We start from the raw sequence: 15,378 nt of genomic DNA, 5'->3' as shown, positions 1-15,378 counted from the left end.
TTCGGGAACAGCGGAAGGTGCGGGAAATGCGGGAGTCGCGGGAACCACGAGTGCTGCGCCGGGACGAATGGGACGAGTGGTACGACACCCTGCTCCGCGCCTTCGGCGGGGTCGGGGAATCCACGGAGGAACGGGAGCTGTTCAGGGCGCTCACCTCGTACGAGCGCTCCCTGGGCGTGTGGGACGGCGAGCAGTGCGTGGCCACGGCGGGGGCGTACGACTTCCGGCTGACGGTGCCGGGCGGGGCCTCGGTGCCGGCGGCGGGCGTGACGATGGTCGGCGTGAGCGCGACCCACCGGCGGCGCGGGGTGCTGACGTCGATGATGCGACGGCAGCTGGACGATGTGCGGGCGTGGGGTGAGCCGCTCGCGATCCTCACCGCCTCGGAACCGGACATCTACGGACGGTTCGGATACGCCGCCGCGACCTTCGGGCTGCACGCGGAGATCGACACCACTCGGGTACGGCTGTCCGTCCCGGCCGGTACGGACGAGGTGCGGCTGCGGTACGCCGACCCCGGCGCGGAGCTCGAGGTGTGCGAGGCGGTGTACGCGCGGACCGTGCCCGCCCGGGCCGGGATGCTCGCGCGGCGGCCCGGCTGGGAGCGGCTGGGGCTGCTCGATCCGGCGAGCGAGCGGGGCGGGGCGTCGCCGCTCCAGTGCGTGCTCGCCGAACGGGACGGTGAGGTCACCGGGTACGTCCGCTTCCGGGTGCGGCCCGAGTGGCGGGACAGCGGGCACAACGGGCAGGTGCAGCTCCAGGATCTGGCGGGGGTCGATCCGGTGTCGGAGGCGGCACTGTGGCGGTTCCTGTTCGGGATCGACCTCACGACCTCGCTGAAGGTCCGGGGGCGGCCGATGGACGAGGCGTGGCGGCATCTCGTCTCCGACGTCCGGCGGTGCGAGCTGCGGGTGCGGGACTCGTTGTACGTGCGGCCGGTGGACGTGGGTGCGGCGCTCGAGGCGCGGACCTACCAGACGCCGGTGGACGTGGTGTTGGAGGTCGAGGACGCCTTCTGCCCCTGGAACTCAGGGCGTTGGCGGCTGTCGGGGGACGCCAAGGGCGCGGTGTGCGGGCGCACCTCGGACACGGCCGATCTCGCTTTGACCGTACGGGAGTTGGGAGCGGCGTATCTCGGGGGTGTGAGCCTGGCCTCGCTGGCGGGGGCCGGGCGGGTGCGGGAGCTGCGGCAGGGCGCGCTGGCGGAGGCCGCCGTGGGGTTCGGGGCTGCCACCGCCCCCTGGTTGCCGCACGGGTTCTGACGGGATCCGCGCCGTCAGTTCTTCTGGCAGGTGGGGCACCAGAAGAGGTTGCGGGCGGCGAGGTCGGCGGTACGGACGGCGTCGCCGCAGAGGTGGCAGGGCTGGTGGGTGCGCCGGTAGACGTACACCTCGCCGCCGTGGTCGTCGACGCGGGGCGGGCGGCCCATCGCCTCCGGGGTGTGCTGGGGGCGGACCGTGTCGATGCGGTTGTTGCGGACGCCCTCGCGCATCAGGGCGACCAGGTCGGCCCAGATCGCGTCCCACTCGGCGGGGGTGATGTCCCGGCCCGCGCGGTACGGGTCGATGCCGTGCCGGAAGAGGACCTCGGCGCGGTAGACGTTGCCGACGCCGGCGATGATCTTCTGGTCCATGAGGAGGGCGGCGATCGTCGTACGGCTGCGGGAGACGCGGGCGTACGCGGCCCGGGGGTCGGCGTCGGCGCGGAGGGGGTCGGCGCCGAGGCGCGCGTGTATCGCCCGCTTCTCGTCGCCGGTGATCAGGGCGCAGGTGGTGGGGCCCCGGAGGTCCACGTAGGAGGTGGGGTCGGCGAGGCGGAGCCGGACGGTGTCCGTGGGCGGGGGCGCGGGGGCCGGGCCGAAGGTGACCTTGCCGAAGAGGCCCAGGTGGATGTGGATCCACCGGTCGCCGGTGAAGCCGAGGAAGAGGTGTTTGCCGTGGGCCTCGGTGCGGGTGAGGGGGATGTCGGCGAGGAGGGCGGCGGCGTCGGCGAACTTGCCCTGGGGGCTGGTCGTCCGGAGGGGGCGGTGGGCGAAACGGGCGTAGTCCTGGGCCAGTCGGTGAATCGTGTGGCCTTCCGGCACCGGTGCCTCCCTGCGAGCGATCTTTTCCCACCCACCCACCTGCCCGACCCGGTCGGTCGACGGCCCCCGCGCGGGGCTCCGCCCCGGACCCCGTCGCCCACCCACCACCCACCCGACTCGGTGGGTCGAGAAGTCGAGCTCCGGGGTCTTCGCGCTGCTACTGCTGGGGGTGGTGGGGCGGGATTGCCGGGAGGTCGCCTGTGGTCTCGTAGGACGAGAGCATGTCGATGCGGCGGATGTGGCGCTCGTCCTCGGAGAACGGGGTGCCGAGGAAGGTCTCGACGAACTTCGTCGCCTCGTCCTGGGTGTGCATGCGGGAGCCGACCGCCACGACGTTGGCGTTGTTGTGCTGGCGGCCGAGGGCCGCCGTCTCCTCGCTCCAGGCCAGCGCGGCACGGACGCCCTTGACCTTGTTCGCCGCGATCTGCTCGCCGTTGCCGGAGCCACCGATCACGATGCCGAGGGACTCGGGGTCCGCCGCCGTCCGCTCCGCGGCGCGGAGGCAGAAGGGCGGGTAGTCGTCCTGGGCGTCGTAGATGTGGGGCCCGCAGTCGACCGGGTCGTGACCCGCCGCCCTGAGCCACTCGACGAGGTGGTTCTTGAGTTCGAAGCCGGCATGGTCCGAGCCGAGATACACGCGCATGGGATGAGTGTGACACGAGTGTTGCGGGGTAGCAGCGCCGGGTGCCGGGTCTGAAAACTGTGAGCAATCCTATAGAAGCTCAGGAAAACCTCAAGTAACGATCCGGAATCAAAGGTTCCCGAATCCATTCACCTCGGATTCACTGGACCGGCTCGTACGCCCCCACGCACGACGCACTTGATTCCCCTCACGCGGCGCAAAGGAAAACACCCTCATGACTTCGCAGCCGACCCTCACCGAGGCCGCACACGGCCCAGGAGGTTCCGGAGAACCCGGAAGCGGATCCGGATCGGGATCGGGATCCGGACTTCAGGCAGGGCTCAAGAACCGGCATCTGTCGATGATCGCCATCGGCGGAGTGATCGGAGCCGGACTGTTCGTCGGTTCCAGCTCCGGTATCGCCACCGCCGGGCCGGGCATTCTGCTGTCCTACGCTCTCGTCGGCACGCTCGTGGTGCTGGTGATGCGCATGCTCGGCGAGATGTCCGCGGCCAATCCGACCTCCGGTTCGTTCTCCGCGCACGCCGACCGGGCGCTCGGCCGCTGGGCCGGGTTCTCCATCGGCTGGCTGTACTGGTTCTTCTGGGTCGTCGTGCTCGCGGTGGAGGCCACCGCCGGGGCCAAGATCCTCGAAGGCTGGATGCCCGGCGTACCGCAGTGGGGGTGGGCGCTCATCGTGATGGTGGTGCTGACCGCCACCAACCTCGTCTCCGTCGGGTCCTACGGTGAGTTCGAGTTCTGGTTCGCCGGGATCAAGGTCGTCGCGATCGGCGCCTTCATCGTCATCGGCGGGCTCGCCGTCTTCGGCGTGCTGCCCGGTTCCGACAGCGACAAGGCGGGCCTCGGCAACCTCACCGGCCACGGCGGCTTCCTGCCCAACGGACCGGGCGCCATCCTCACCGGTGTGCTGCTCGTCGTCTTCTCCTTCATGGGCAGCGAGATCGCGACCCTCGCGGCCGGCGAGTCCGAGAACCCGCAGCGCGCCGTGACGAAGTCCACGAACAGCATCATCTGGCGTATCGGCGTCTTCTACCTCGGTTCGATCTTCGTCGTCGTGACGCTGCTGCCCTGGGACGACGCCTCCATCAAGGAGCAGGGCTCCTACGTGGCCGCCCTCGACTCCCTCGGGATCGCGCACGCCGGTCAGATCATGAACTTCATCGTGCTGACCTCGGTGCTGTCCTGTCTCAACTCCGGGCTCTACACGGCCTCCCGCATGGCCTTCTCGCTCGGTGAGCGCGGTGACGCGCCGAAGATGTTCGCCCGGACGACGAGTCGTGGTGTGCCTCTCGCGGCGATCGTGGCCTCGGTGCTGTTCGGGTTCGTCGCCGTCTTCTTCAACTACAAGTTCCCGGACTCCGTCTTCCTGTTCCTCGTGAACTCCAGCGGCGCCGTGGCCCTGTTCGTCTGGCTGGTGATCTGCTTCTCCCAGCTGCGGATGCGGAAGATCATCCAGGCCGAGGCGCCGGAGAAGCTCGTCGTGAAGATGTGGCTGTACCCGTATCTCACCTGGGCGACGGCCGCGCTGATCGTCTTCGTGCTCGGGTACATGCTCACCGACACCGAAGGGGAGAGCAGCGGGCGGACGACCGTACTGCTGTCGCTGCTCGTCGCCGCTCTCGTGGTCGCCGTCGCCTTCGTCAAGGAGGGCCGGGTCAAGGCCTCCAGGGCCAAGGTCGCGACCGCCGCCGCTCCCCCCGGCACTGCCGCCACCGCTCCCACCGACACCGTCACCGGCCTCGGCACAGGCACCGGCACCGCGCCTGCCGGGCGCGAGGTCGAGTAGCTCCGCTCGACGGCCGATGAGGGCCGACGAGAGCCGATGAGAGGGGTCCGCCGCGGCGGGCCCCTCTCGTCACATCACGGTGAAGCTGTCCTTGACCTTCTCGTACGTCTTCAGGGCCGCCGTCTCGGCCGCGGGCCGGTACCAGGTGTTGATCTGGTACGACTTCCCGCTCTCGTTGAAGCCCAGGAGGCGGGCGTGCCAGGCGGTGCCCTGGAGAGTGAACGTGTACTCCCAGACGACCGCCGGCCGGCCCCGGAACGTCGTCTCCTCCAGGCGGATCTTGCTGTAGTCCCGGCCCTGGTGGGCGTTGCGTTCCGAGGTCCGCCAGGTGTCCATCAGGTCGCCCCGGGCCAGGGAGGACTTGGCGACCAGTTCCTGGCTGCCGTCGGGTGACGTGTAGTGCACCTCCGCGCCCGTCTTCACATCGCGTCGCCAGCCCTCGGGCGTCGCCCACGCGAAGCCTCCGGCCTCCTGGTGCGTGCCGGGCGGCAGGCTCTGCGGCCTGAACGTCCCCTCCACGGTGGACGACGGCGAGGGACTCGGACCGGTACCGGAGTCTCCGGAGCCGGTGGCTGCGCCGGTTGCGGCGTCTGCACTCGAACCGGCGACCGGGGACGGCTCGGGCGAGGAGCCGCTCGCCTGCTTGTCGCCGTCGTGCGAGCCGGGGGCCCAGGCCAGGACGATCGCGAGGACCGCTGCCACGACGGCCGCACCGACGGCGGCGACCGCACCGGTACGGCGACTCCACCGCCCCCTCCCGGGACCGGTCCGCTCACCATCGGGGAGCAGGCCCGCTCGTCGGGTCGGCGATGAGTGCGGGTCAGGCTGCGGGGACGGGTGCGGCGGGGCGGGGGTGCGTTCCGTCACCGCGCGGGAACGGGCGAGCGAGATGCCGGAACGTGGAGGTGAGGTTGCCGGCGGGCCGGGGGACGGGGGTTCCGTGCCCGACTCCGAACGCAGCTCCGAAGACGCTCCGCCGGCGGCGCCGGTGCCGGCATCGGCGGAGGCGTCGAGGCCGGTACCGGTCCCCTCCGGTGCGTCGGGCGAGTCGGGCTGGACCGGCGGGACGGGCTTCCTGGCGGCGTTCAGGAGTGTGCGGGTCGGCGACTCCCGCAGCGGCGACTCCGGCTGCGGCAACTCCCCGAGCGGCGACTCCCCTTGTGGCGACTCCGGCTGCGGCAACTCCCCGAGCGGCGACTCCCGTTGTGGTGACTCCCCCTGTGGCGACTCCCGTAGCGGCGACTCCCCCGCGTCCGGGTTCGGTTCCGGCCCCCGGTCGCCGGGCGGCGGCGGGAAGGCGATGCGGTCGAGGGCGGATTCCAGACCGGCGAGGGTGGGGCGGGCCGTCGGCTCCTTGGCCAGGAGCGCGACGAGGATGTCGTGCAACGGGCCCGCGTCGGCGGGGAGTCGGGGCTCCTCGTAGAGCACCGCGTGCAGGGTCGCCAGGGTGGTGTCCCGGGAGAAGGGCGAATGGCCGGCCAGGGCGGCACAGAGTGTCGCGCCCAGCGACCACACGTCGGAGGGCGGTCCCTGCGGGCGGCCCGAGATGCGCTCGGGGGCCATGTAGTCGGGGGAGCCGACCAGCATGCCGACCATGGTCAGCGCCTTGGTGTCCTGGATGGCGGCGATGCCGAAGTCGGTGAGGACGATCCGCCGGACACCCCCGGTCTCCCCGCCGCCCGCGCTCCCCGCACTCCCCCCTCTTCCCACGTTTCCCGTGTTTCCCGCGCTTCCCGTGCCTGCCGTGCCTCCCGTGCCTGCCGTGCCTCCCGTGCCGCTCATGCCTTCCACCAGGACGTTGCCCGGTTTGATGTCGCGGTGCAGCACCCCCCGCGCGTGCACCTGGCGCAGTGCCGTGACCAGGCCCAGGCCGATCCGGGCGGTCTCGGTAGGTCCCAGCCGGCCTTCCTCGGCCATGATCCGTTCGAGGGAGCGGCCCACCACCAACTCCATGACGATCCAGAGGCGTTCGCCCTCGTCGACGACGTCGTAGACGCGCACCACGTTGGGATGGTCGATGCGGGCGGTGGCGCGGGCCTCGCGCAGGGTGCGTTCGCGGCGGGTGCGGGCGTCCTCCGCGTCGAGGCCGTCGATGCGCATCTCCTTCACCGCGACCTGCCGGTCGAGCACCTCGTCGGTGGCTCGCCACACGCGCCCCATTCCCCCCTGGCCGATACTCTCGACCAGTCGGTAGCGCCCCGTCACCAGCAACCCGGGAAAACCGCCACTCCCCGAATTCCCTGTGTTCCCCGAAATACCTGGGTTCCCCGGATTCTCTGCGTTTCCCGCATTTCCCGGCAATCCGCTGCACCCCCTCCGCTGCCCGACCCCCGGAACACAATAGTCACACTTACTGCCTTACCAGCATAGTGTGGAGAAATCTTGTGGTACCTCTTCCAGTACTGCGAATTCAGGCGCAGCCAAGGGGGGCGAACATGAGTTCTCGTCGTGCGACGACCGTCGCCGGATCGCTGGTCGTGGCATCTTTCTCGGCGGTGTTGATCTTTTCCTTCCCCGCCGGGGCGGACGATCAGGGACCGGGAAGCAGCAAGGGGGGAAAGCCCGTCGACGAGGCGCCCGCGGGCGTGAAGACGACGACGACACTGCCGGAGCGGATCTCGGTCGACAACAGTTCCAGGAAAACGGCGATCACCGCCACGGTGAAGAACGAGGGAACCAAGGACAGCGGAGAGATAAGGCTTTTGGTCGTCGGTTTCGACGGCCTCACGGTCAAAAGCGTTCAGGGGTGTGACGCCATCGCGGAGAAGGATCTTCCGGAAGGCTCCAACAGCGGCTTCGCCTGCCCCATCGACAATCTCGCGGCCGGGGCGTCGAAGGCGTACGCCGTCGACGCGACCTTCGATCTGAGCAAGACCGGGAAGATCTGTCTGCCCGTCCAGACCGCGGACGGGAAGAAGACGTTCTGGCAGCAGGGCCCGGTGCCGTTCGGTACGACGAACCCGTCGCCGAACGCGCCCGCCACGCCGCTGCTCCTCGGTACCGACAACACGCCGGTGGGTCCCGGCGGCGAGGAACTGCCCAGGACCGGCGTCGAACGGGAGGTGTTGCCGCTCGGCGCGGCCGGTGCCGCGCTGCTCACGGCGGGCGCGGCCGGACTGTGGTGGTCGTCCCGGCGGCGGCCGGAGCGGGCGGAGAGCTGACCGGGCGCACACGAAAGGGGTTCGCCGGGCCGGATCGCAGCACGCGACCCGGCCCGGCGAACCCCTTCGTCGGCGCCTGAGGGCGGTTACTCCTTGACGAGCTTCCAGGCCGTCGGCAGGAGGCCCATCGCCAGGGCCGCCTTGGCGGCGTCGCCGATCAGGAACGGGGTGAGCCCGGCCGCGATCGCCGCGGAGGCGGACATGTCGGCGGCGTAGGCCAGGTACGGGACGCCGACGAGGTAGATGATCGCCTCGCCCAGCAGCATCGTGCCCGCCATGCGCGCCACGGAGCGGTCGGCGCCGCGGCGGGCCAGGGCGCCCACGGCGGCGGTCGCGAGGATCATGCCGAGGATGTAGCCGAAGGAGACGGAGACACCGGAGCCGCCGTTCGCGAACCACGGCACGCCGGCGAGACCGGCCACCGCGTAGACGGCGAGGGAGGAGACCCCGCGGCGGGCGCCGAGGGTGGTGCCGACGAGCAGCGCGGCGAAGGTCTGGCCGGTCACCGGGACGGGGGAGCCGGGCACCGGGACGGCGATCTGGGCCGCGAGGCCGGTGAGCGCGGCACCGCCGAGCACGAGCGCGATGTCCCGGACACGGGAAGCGGGGAGAAGGTCGGCGAGGACCTTTCCGGGACTGGCGGGGGTGACGGCGGCGGTGCTCATGGGGACTCCGCGAGATCGGGACGGACGGGACACGGCGACGCTATCCCAGGGGGGTCGAGGCGATCACCGTCCGCGGTCGACAAACGGTCGAACGGGAGGTTGGTGGGCTCCTGACAAAGAGGGCGGCTTACACACGGTCCGAGGTGACGCTGGTCACTGAGGTGGAGTGGCTCGGGATACGCGGGCGCCCCGGGCGGTCTCTGTAGGGTTTCGCCAATCGAACGGCGGCCGTCTCGCCCGTCGGTCACCATCTGGGCAGGGCCGGGCCCCCTTTGCTAGCTTCGAGCCATGGTTGCCCAGGCCCAGGCCCTGAACTTCTCGTCGCGTCGCCATGTCGACCTGCGACGCGTGAGCGCGGCCGCCTGTCGCCCTCCGGTGTGAGGCGGGCGGAGCCGATCATCCGGCGCGCCGCGCTCCACAGACGGCGCAGTGTCGGACCGGCTCCCGACTTCCGAGGAAGTTCCCCATGCCCCGTACCGCGGTTCCCCCCGCCCTCGACGCTCCCGGCGTCTCTCCTGTCACCCGGGTCGCCGACAGCGACCGGCGGCGCACCAGCGCCAGTGTGATCCTGCGGTCCGTGCTGGAGCACGGCCCCGTCGCGCGCTCCACCATCGCCCGGCTCACCGGGCTGTCCCCCGCCTCCGTCACCGACCACTGCGCCCGGCTCACCGGGCTCGGGCTGATCAGGGAGGCGGCGGCGCCCCGGCGCAGCAACGGGGTGGGCCGGCCGCACGTTCCGGTGGATCTGGACGACTCACGGTTCGTGGTGGGCGGGATGCACGTGGCGGTGCCCTATACGACGGTGTCGCTGCTGGATCTGCGCGGGCGGGTGGTGGCGCGGCGGGAGTTGAAGCACCGGGGCCGCCTCGAACCGTCCGAGGTGCTGGCGCGGGCCGCCGACGGGCTCGGCGCGCTGCTGGGGCAGGCTCCCGGCTGCCGGTCCCTCGGGGTGGGGGTCGCCGTGGGCGGCTGGGTGGACCGGGATTCGGGGACCGTCGTCGAGCATCCGCTGCTCGGCTGGCGGGACGTGCCGGTGCGGGAGACGGTCGGCGCGCACACCGGACTGCCGGTCCAGGTGGACGGGCACGCGCGGGCGTTGGTCAACGCGGAACGGCTGTTCGGGCGGGCGCGCGGCAGCCTCAGCGTGCTGCACCTGTTCGTCGGGAACGTGGTCGACGCGGCGTTCGCCACCCACGACGAGGTGCATCACGGGCCGCGTTCGCAGGCGGGCTCCATCGCGCATCTGCCGTTGGCCGGCGGTACCGAGCCGTGCGACTGCGGCCGGGTCGGCTGCCTTCAAGTGGAGCTGAGCGAGCGGACGTTGTGCCGGCGGGCCCGGCGGGCCGGGGTGATCGACGGGGTGAACCCGATGCACGTGGTCGCCGCGGCCGACGCCGGGAACCCGGTGGCCGCGCGGCTGTTGCGGGAGCGGGCGCGGATGGTGGGCCGGGCGGCCGGACTGCTGCTGGACGTGCTCAACCCGGAACGGGTCGTCGTCACCGAGGTGGGTGTGCTGTTCCGGGAGGACTGCCTGGCCGCGCTGCGGGACGAGGTCGGGCCGGGGCGCTCCGCCACCGTGTCGCCGAGCAGTTTCCCCGACTCCGTGCTGGCCGTGGCGGGCGGCGCGGTGGCCCTGGACGTGCTCTACCGGGATCCGCTGGCCCCGTCCGGGCTGCGCACTCCGGACGCCCCACCTCGGGCGAGTTAATTCAGAAACTCCGAATGTTGACAGGCCCCGCACGTGGACAGGAACATCTTTCTCATGAGCTGTCGCACTTTCTGTTGCTGACGCCCCGGCGCGCCGGGAGCGCGTCCTTCTCCTGCCATTAGCCGCAGGATTCGTTTCGGTCTTGTTGCAGATTCCTTGCGGACTTCCCGCGGATCTCCTGCGGATCTCCCGCGGATCTCCTGCTGGTTTCTCGCGATTCCCGCAGTCCCTTGCGGCCTCTGCCACTCCCGCTTTCCTTCGCCGGCTTCCGCCTGCCTTGTCTCCGTTTTCCCCTGGGGGTTCTCCCGTGCCTGTTTCCCGTACGTCCGGTGTCGACCGGCGTCTCTTCCTCGCCTCGCTGCTGGGCGCCGCCGCCGGTGTGGCCGGGCTGAGCGGCTGCGCCGAGAGCAGTGCCGCCACCGGCGGCGAGGGCGCCTCCACGGCCCCGCTCGCCGACGAGGTGCCCGCCGGCACCAGCCTGAGGATCGCCTCCTTCCAGGGCGCGCAGGAACTTCAGCTGAAGCTGGCGAAGCTGCCCGAACTCCCCTTCACGGTGTCGAGCTGGCTGAACATCGGGGCCGGTCCCGATGTCATCAACGCCTTCCGCGCGAAGTCCCTGGACGTTGCCAACAACGCCGGCATTCCGCCGATCCAGGCGCACTACCAGGGCTTCGACGCGAAAATCGTCGCGATCAACATCACCCGCAAGCCGAACTACGTCTTCGCCACCAAGCCGGGCAGCGACATCGAGACCGTCGACGACTTCCGTGGAAAGAAGCTGGCGTTCTCCCAGGGGCAGGCGCAGGGCGTCGTCCTGCTTCGGGCGCTGAAGAAGGCCGGACTGAAGTACGACGACGTGCGGCTGGTCCCGCTGACCAGCAACCAGTTCCTCACCGCCCTCCAGTCGGGCCAGGTGGACATCGCCCCGCTCGGCAACACCCAGTCCCCCGCCTACCTCAAGCAGTACGGGTCCAAGGGCGCCAGGGTCATCACCACCGACGTGGTCGACCTGCTCAGCCTGCTGTGGGCGCCGACGTCCGTGCTGAACGACAAGGCGAAGGCCGCCGCCGTCGCCGCGTACATCCCGCAGTGGGCGCAGGGCCTGGTGTGGAGCTACGAGAACCCGGACGTCTGGAACGAGGAGTTCTACGTCAAGACGCAGAACCTGACGCTCGACCAGGCCGAGTCGATCACCGCACTCGCCAACAAGCCGCTGTTCCCGCCGAGTTGGGACGAGGCCATCAAGTGGGAGCAGGAGACCGCGGACCTTCTCGCGGACGGCGGCTTCGTGAAGAAGTTCGACGTCGCCTCGCTCTTCGACCACCGCTTCGAGGGCATCGCCGCCAAGTCGGTGGCAGCCGAGTACCGGAGTTGACCGCCATGACCACCAGCGCCAGCACGAACACCGGCACGAGCACCGACGCGACCGCGGACACCCGCGCGGGCACGGTCACCGACGCGTCCGCGGACACCGGCGCCGAGGCGGCCACGGCCCCCGCCGCCTCCGTCGCCGTCACCGCCGAGGACGCGGCTCGAGGCCGCCGCCGACGACGGCGTCGTGGGCTCTCTCCCGGCAAACCATGGCCCGCCTCGCGGCTCGTCGGGCCCCTGCTGCTCATCGTCCTGTGGGCCGCCGCCTCGGCCGCCGGGCGGCTGGACACCGGGGCCATCCCCGCACCCTGGACGGTGCTGGAGACGGGCGCGAACCTGTGGACCGACGGGACGCTGACCACCGACGTCCTCACCTCGCTGGAGCGGGCCGCCTACGGCTTCGCGATCGGCCTGACCGCCGGGGTGACACTCGCGCTGGCCTCGGGGCTGACCCGGACCGGTGAGGCCCTGATCGACGGGACCGTGCAGCTCAACCGGGCGATCCCGACCCTCGGTCTGATCCCGCTGTTCATCCTCTGGCTGGGCATCGGCGAGACCTTCAAGATCGCGATCATCGCCATCGTCGTCTACATCCCGATCTACCTCAACACGCATGCCGCGCTGTCCGGCATCGACCACCGGTTCGTCGAACTCGCCGAGGTGCAGGGCCTGTCGAAGGTCCAGTTCATCCGGCAGGTCGTGATCCCCGGCGCCCTGCCCGGATTCTTCGTGGGACTCCGGCTCGGGGTGACCGGCTCCTGGCTGGGACTGGTGGTCCTGGAGCAGATCAACGCCACCAGCGGCCTCGGTTACATGATGTTCCAGGCCCAGAACTACGGCCAGTCGGACGTCATCCTCGTCGGCCTGCTCATCTACGGCGTCTTCGGTCTCCTCTCCGACACCGCGGTCCGTCTCATCGAACGGAGGGTGCTGTCGTGGCGCCGCACACTGAGCAGCTGATCCGCTCGTCCGCAGTACAACTGCGCGGCCTGACAAGGTCGTTCGAGGACCGCACGGTGCTCGACGGCATCGACCTGGACATCCCGGCCGGCCAGTTCGTGGCTCTCCTCGGGCACAGCGGGTCCGGCAAGAGCACCCTGCTGCGGGCGGTCGCCCACCTCGACCACGAGGTCGTCGGCAGCGGGCAGCTCACGGCCCCGGAGCGGGTGTCGGTGGTCTTCCAGGACTCCCGGCTGCTGCCCTGGCGGCGGGTGCTGGACAACGTGCTGCTGGGTCTCGACGGCAAGGAGGCGGAGCACAAGGGCCGCGAGGCCCTCGCCGAGGTCGGGCTGAAGGGACGCGAGCGGGCCTGGCCCAACGAGCTGTCCGGCGGTGAGGCACAGCGTGCCGCGCTGGCCCGCTCACTGGTCCGCGAACCCGAACTCCTCCTCGCCGACGAGCCGTTCGGGGCGCTGGACGCCCTCACCCGGATCAAGATGCACACCCTGCTGCGCGAGCTGTGGGAACGCCACCGGCCTTCCGTACTGCTCGTCACCCACGACGTGGACGAGGCGATCGTGCTCGCCGACCGCGTCCTCGTCCTCGACCACGGCCGGATCGGCCTCGACCTGACCATCGACCGCCCGCACCCGCGCTCGTACCGGGACCCGCTGCTCGGCGAGTACCGCGAACGGCTGCTCGCCGCCCTGGGCGTCACGGAGGACCACAAGTGACCACGCCGCACCACGGACGACAGCTCCACCTGAACGCGTTCCTGATGAACACCGGCCACCACGAGGCGTCCTGGCGGCTCCCGGAGAGCGACCCGCACGCCCATGTGGAGCTGGACCACTACGTCCACCTGGCCCGGATCGCCGAACGCGGCACCTTCGACTCCCTGTTCCTCGCCGACGGCCCGCAGCTGTGGGGCACCATCGCCCAGCGCCCGGCCGGTGCCCTGGAGCCGCTCACCCTGCTCACCGCGCTGGCGACGGCCACCCGCCACATCGGGCTCATCGCCACCGCGTCCACCTCCTACAACTCCCCCTACAACCTGGCCCGCAAGTTCGCCTCGCTCGACATCATCAGCGGGGGCCGGGCGGGCTGGAACATCGTCACCACCGCCGGCGCCGAGGCCGCCCGCAACTTCGGTCTGGACGCCGAGCCCGCGCACGCCGAGCGCTATGCCCGCGCCGGTGAGTTCCTCGACGTGGCCCTGAAGCTCTGGGACAGCTGGGAGGACGACGCGATCGTCGCCGACAAGGCGACCGGTGTCTGGGGCGACGACACCAAGGTCCACCCGCCCCGGCACCGGGGGACGTACTTCAGTGTCGAGGGGGCCCTCAACGTCCCGCGTTCGCCCCAGGGTTACCCGCTGCTGGTGCAGGCCGGGTCGAGCGCGGACGGCAAGGCGTTCGCGGCCCGGTACGCGGAGGCGGTGTTCACCGCACAGCAGACCCTCGCCGACGCGCAGGCCTTCTACGCCGACCTCAAGTCCCTCACCCGGCAGGCCGGCCGGGACCCCGAGCACCTCAAGGTGCTGCCCGGGATCGTCCCGGTGATCGGCTCGACGGAGGCCGAGGCCCGGGCGAACGAGCAGGTCCTGGAGGACCACATCGTGCACACGCACGGGGTCCAGCGGCTGGAGCAGCTGCTCCAACTGGAGCCGGGAGCCCTGGAGCTGGACGCGGAGCTGCCCGCCGATCTGCCGCCGGAGAGCGCGATCGAGGGCGCCAAGAGCCGCTACACCCTCGTGGTGGAGCTGGCCCGGCGCGAGCGCCTCACCGTGCGGCAGCTGATCGGGCGGCTCGGCGGCGGGCGCGGCCACCTCACCTTCGCGGGCACGCCCGAGCAGGTCGCCGACGCGATCGAGAGCTGGTTCACACAGGGCGCCGCCGACGGGTTCAACATCATGCCCGCGGTGCTGCCCTCCGGACTGGACGCCTTCGTCGACCACGTCGTGCCGATCCTGCGCGCCCGCGGCCTGCTGCGCACCGAGTACGGCCCCCGCACGACCCTGCGCGAGAGGTACGGCCTGCCGCGCCCCGCCAACCAGTACGTGACCGCCCCCGCACCCGTCCTCGTCTGACCTCGTCCGAAAGGAACCTCCCATGAGCATCGAGATCCGCAAGGTCACCGCGAACATCGGCGCCCAGGTCTCCGGCGTCGACCTCGCCGAGCCCCTCGACGAGGAGACCTACGCGGCCCTGCGCGAGGCGCTCAACGTCCACAAGGCCCTGGTCTTCGACGACGTGAACCTGGACGACGCGGGCCAGCAGGCGTTCGTCCGCCACTTCGGCGACCTCACCACCGCCCACCCGACCGTGCCGGCCGTGGACGGCGCCCCGAACGTGCTGCCCGTGGACAGCGAGCGCGGCCGCGCCGCCAACCACTGGCACACGGACGTCACCTTCGTGCTCAACCCGCCGCAGGCCAGCACCCTGCGCAGCCTGGTCCTGCCGCCGTACGGCGGCGAGACCCTGATCGCCAGCTCCGCGGCGGCCTACCGGCAGCTGCCGGAGCCGCTGCGGCAGCTCGCCGACACCCTGTGGGCCGAGCACACCAACGACTACGACTACGCGGTGCCGGAGGAGACGGTCGACGAGGCGCAGGCCGCCGCGCGCGCCCAGTTCACCTCGATCAAGTACCGCACGGTCCACCCGGTGGTCCGCGTGCATCCGCTGACCGGGGAACGCGGCCTGTTCATCGGCGGGTTCGCCCAGCGCATCGTGGGACTCTCGCCGGCCGAGTCGCGCAAGATCCTCGACCTGCTCCAGGCGTACGTCACCCGGCCGGAGAACATCCTGCGCCACCGCTGGTCGGAGAACCAGCTGGTCCTGTTCGACAACCGCATCACCCAGCACTACGCGGTCGACAACTACGACGGCCGGCCGCGCCGGCTGCACCGGGTGACCGTCGCGGGTGACATCCCGGTCGGCATCGAGGGCAAGGAGAGCTACTCGATCGAGGGCGACGCCGCGCACTACACCTCCGTAGCCGCCTAGCCACACCGCGTGTCCGG

Annotated in this window: 14 protein-coding genes; 10 read left to right on the top strand and 4 right to left on the bottom strand. The window is 71.0% G+C overall.

Annotation, left to right across the window (positions count from 1 at the left end; all coding sequences use genetic code 11):
- Positions 1-26: 26 nt before the first annotated feature.
- The gene (locus AOQ37_RS34335) at positions 27-1,262 is read left to right on the top strand and encodes a GNAT family N-acetyltransferase (RefSeq protein ID WP_078890500.1); all 1,236 of its coding nucleotides are present in this window, start codon (positions 27-29) and stop codon (positions 1,260-1,262) included.
- Between the two features lie 14 nt (positions 1,263-1,276).
- On the opposite strand, the gene AOQ37_RS34330 is transcribed toward AOQ37_RS34335, so the two are convergent.
- Both AOQ37_RS34330 and AOQ37_RS34325 read right to left on the bottom strand, forming a co-directional pair.
- Entirely contained in the window at positions 1,277-2,083 is an 807-nt protein-coding gene (locus AOQ37_RS34330) for an Fpg/Nei family DNA glycosylase (protein ID WP_062650442.1), read from the bottom strand.
- Positions 2,084-2,240: 157 nt separating this feature from the next.
- The gene (locus tag AOQ37_RS34325; RefSeq protein ID WP_062650440.1) at positions 2,241-2,726 is read right to left on the bottom strand and encodes a ribose-5-phosphate isomerase; all 486 of its coding nucleotides are present in this window, start codon (positions 2,724-2,726) and stop codon (positions 2,241-2,243) included.
- A 214-nt stretch (positions 2,727-2,940) separates the two neighbouring features.
- Between AOQ37_RS34325 and AOQ37_RS34320 the strand changes: the two genes are divergently transcribed.
- On the top strand, positions 2,941-4,512 hold the full coding sequence (locus AOQ37_RS34320) for an amino acid permease (protein WP_062650438.1): 1,572 nt from the start codon (positions 2,941-2,943) through the stop codon (positions 4,510-4,512).
- 69 nt (positions 4,513-4,581) lie between these two features.
- On the opposite strand, the gene AOQ37_RS34315 is transcribed toward AOQ37_RS34320, so the two are convergent.
- Positions 4,582-6,672, bottom strand: coding sequence for a protein kinase domain-containing protein (locus AOQ37_RS34315; protein ID WP_062650591.1), 2,091 nt, complete (start codon positions 6,670-6,672; stop codon positions 4,582-4,584).
- Positions 6,673-6,947: 275 nt separating this feature from the next.
- Between AOQ37_RS34315 and AOQ37_RS34310 the strand changes: the two genes are divergently transcribed.
- Entirely contained in the window at positions 6,948-7,673 is a 726-nt protein-coding gene (locus tag AOQ37_RS34310; RefSeq protein WP_062650436.1) for an LPXTG cell wall anchor domain-containing protein, read from the top strand.
- A gap of 86 nt (positions 7,674-7,759) precedes the next feature.
- On the opposite strand, the gene AOQ37_RS34305 is transcribed toward AOQ37_RS34310, so the two are convergent.
- A complete protein-coding gene (locus AOQ37_RS34305; protein ID WP_062650434.1) occupies positions 7,760-8,338 on the bottom strand; it encodes a biotin transporter BioY in 579 nt (192 codons plus the stop codon).
- Between the two features lie 288 nt (positions 8,339-8,626).
- Here AOQ37_RS34305 and AOQ37_RS42220 point away from each other — a divergent pair, with 288 nt between their 5' ends.
- From AOQ37_RS42220 to AOQ37_RS34275, 7 genes are all read left to right on the top strand, one after another.
- Positions 8,627-8,719, top strand: a complete 93-nt coding sequence (locus AOQ37_RS42220; protein ID WP_359160048.1) for a putative leader peptide — start codon at positions 8,627-8,629, stop codon at positions 8,717-8,719.
- An 85-nt stretch (positions 8,720-8,804) separates the two neighbouring features.
- Positions 8,805-10,046 carry an ROK family transcriptional regulator gene (locus tag AOQ37_RS34300; protein WP_062650432.1) on the top strand — a complete coding sequence of 414 codons (1,242 nt, stop codon included), beginning with the start codon at positions 8,805-8,807 and terminating at the stop codon, positions 10,044-10,046.
- Positions 10,047-10,353: 307 nt separating this feature from the next.
- On the top strand, positions 10,354-11,421 hold the full coding sequence (locus tag AOQ37_RS34295) for an ABC transporter substrate-binding protein (protein ID WP_062650430.1): 1,068 nt from the start codon (positions 10,354-10,356) through the stop codon (positions 11,419-11,421).
- Positions 11,422-11,426: 5 nt separating this feature from the next.
- Complete coding sequence (locus AOQ37_RS34290; protein ID WP_062650428.1) at positions 11,427-12,377, top strand: ABC transporter permease; 951 nt, start codon at positions 11,427-11,429, stop codon at positions 12,375-12,377.
- Positions 12,353-13,090 (top strand): ABC transporter ATP-binding protein, encoded by a 738-nt coding sequence (locus tag AOQ37_RS34285; RefSeq protein ID WP_062650426.1) that lies wholly within the window; start codon positions 12,353-12,355, stop codon positions 13,088-13,090. The genes AOQ37_RS34290 and AOQ37_RS34285 overlap by 25 nt, the downstream gene beginning before the upstream one ends.
- Positions 13,087-14,445: an LLM class flavin-dependent oxidoreductase gene (locus AOQ37_RS34280; RefSeq protein ID WP_267888029.1), complete on the top strand. Its 1,359-nt coding sequence runs from the start codon at positions 13,087-13,089 to the stop codon at positions 14,443-14,445. Before AOQ37_RS34285 ends, AOQ37_RS34280 begins: the two co-directional genes overlap by 4 nt.
- Positions 14,446-14,467: 22 nt before the next feature.
- On the top strand, positions 14,468-15,361 hold the full coding sequence (locus AOQ37_RS34275; protein WP_062650424.1) for a TauD/TfdA dioxygenase family protein: 894 nt from the start codon (positions 14,468-14,470) through the stop codon (positions 15,359-15,361).
- Positions 15,362-15,378: the final 17 nt, after the last annotated feature.

Origin of the sequence: Streptomyces maremycinicus (assembly GCF_001184025.1) — a bacterium.
In the GTDB taxonomy this organism is placed as follows: domain Bacteria; phylum Actinomycetota; class Actinomycetes; order Streptomycetales; family Streptomycetaceae; genus Streptomyces; species Streptomyces maremycinicus.
The sequence above is the reverse complement of the archived record's forward strand: the minus strand, read 5'-3'. Positions and strand labels throughout refer to the sequence as shown.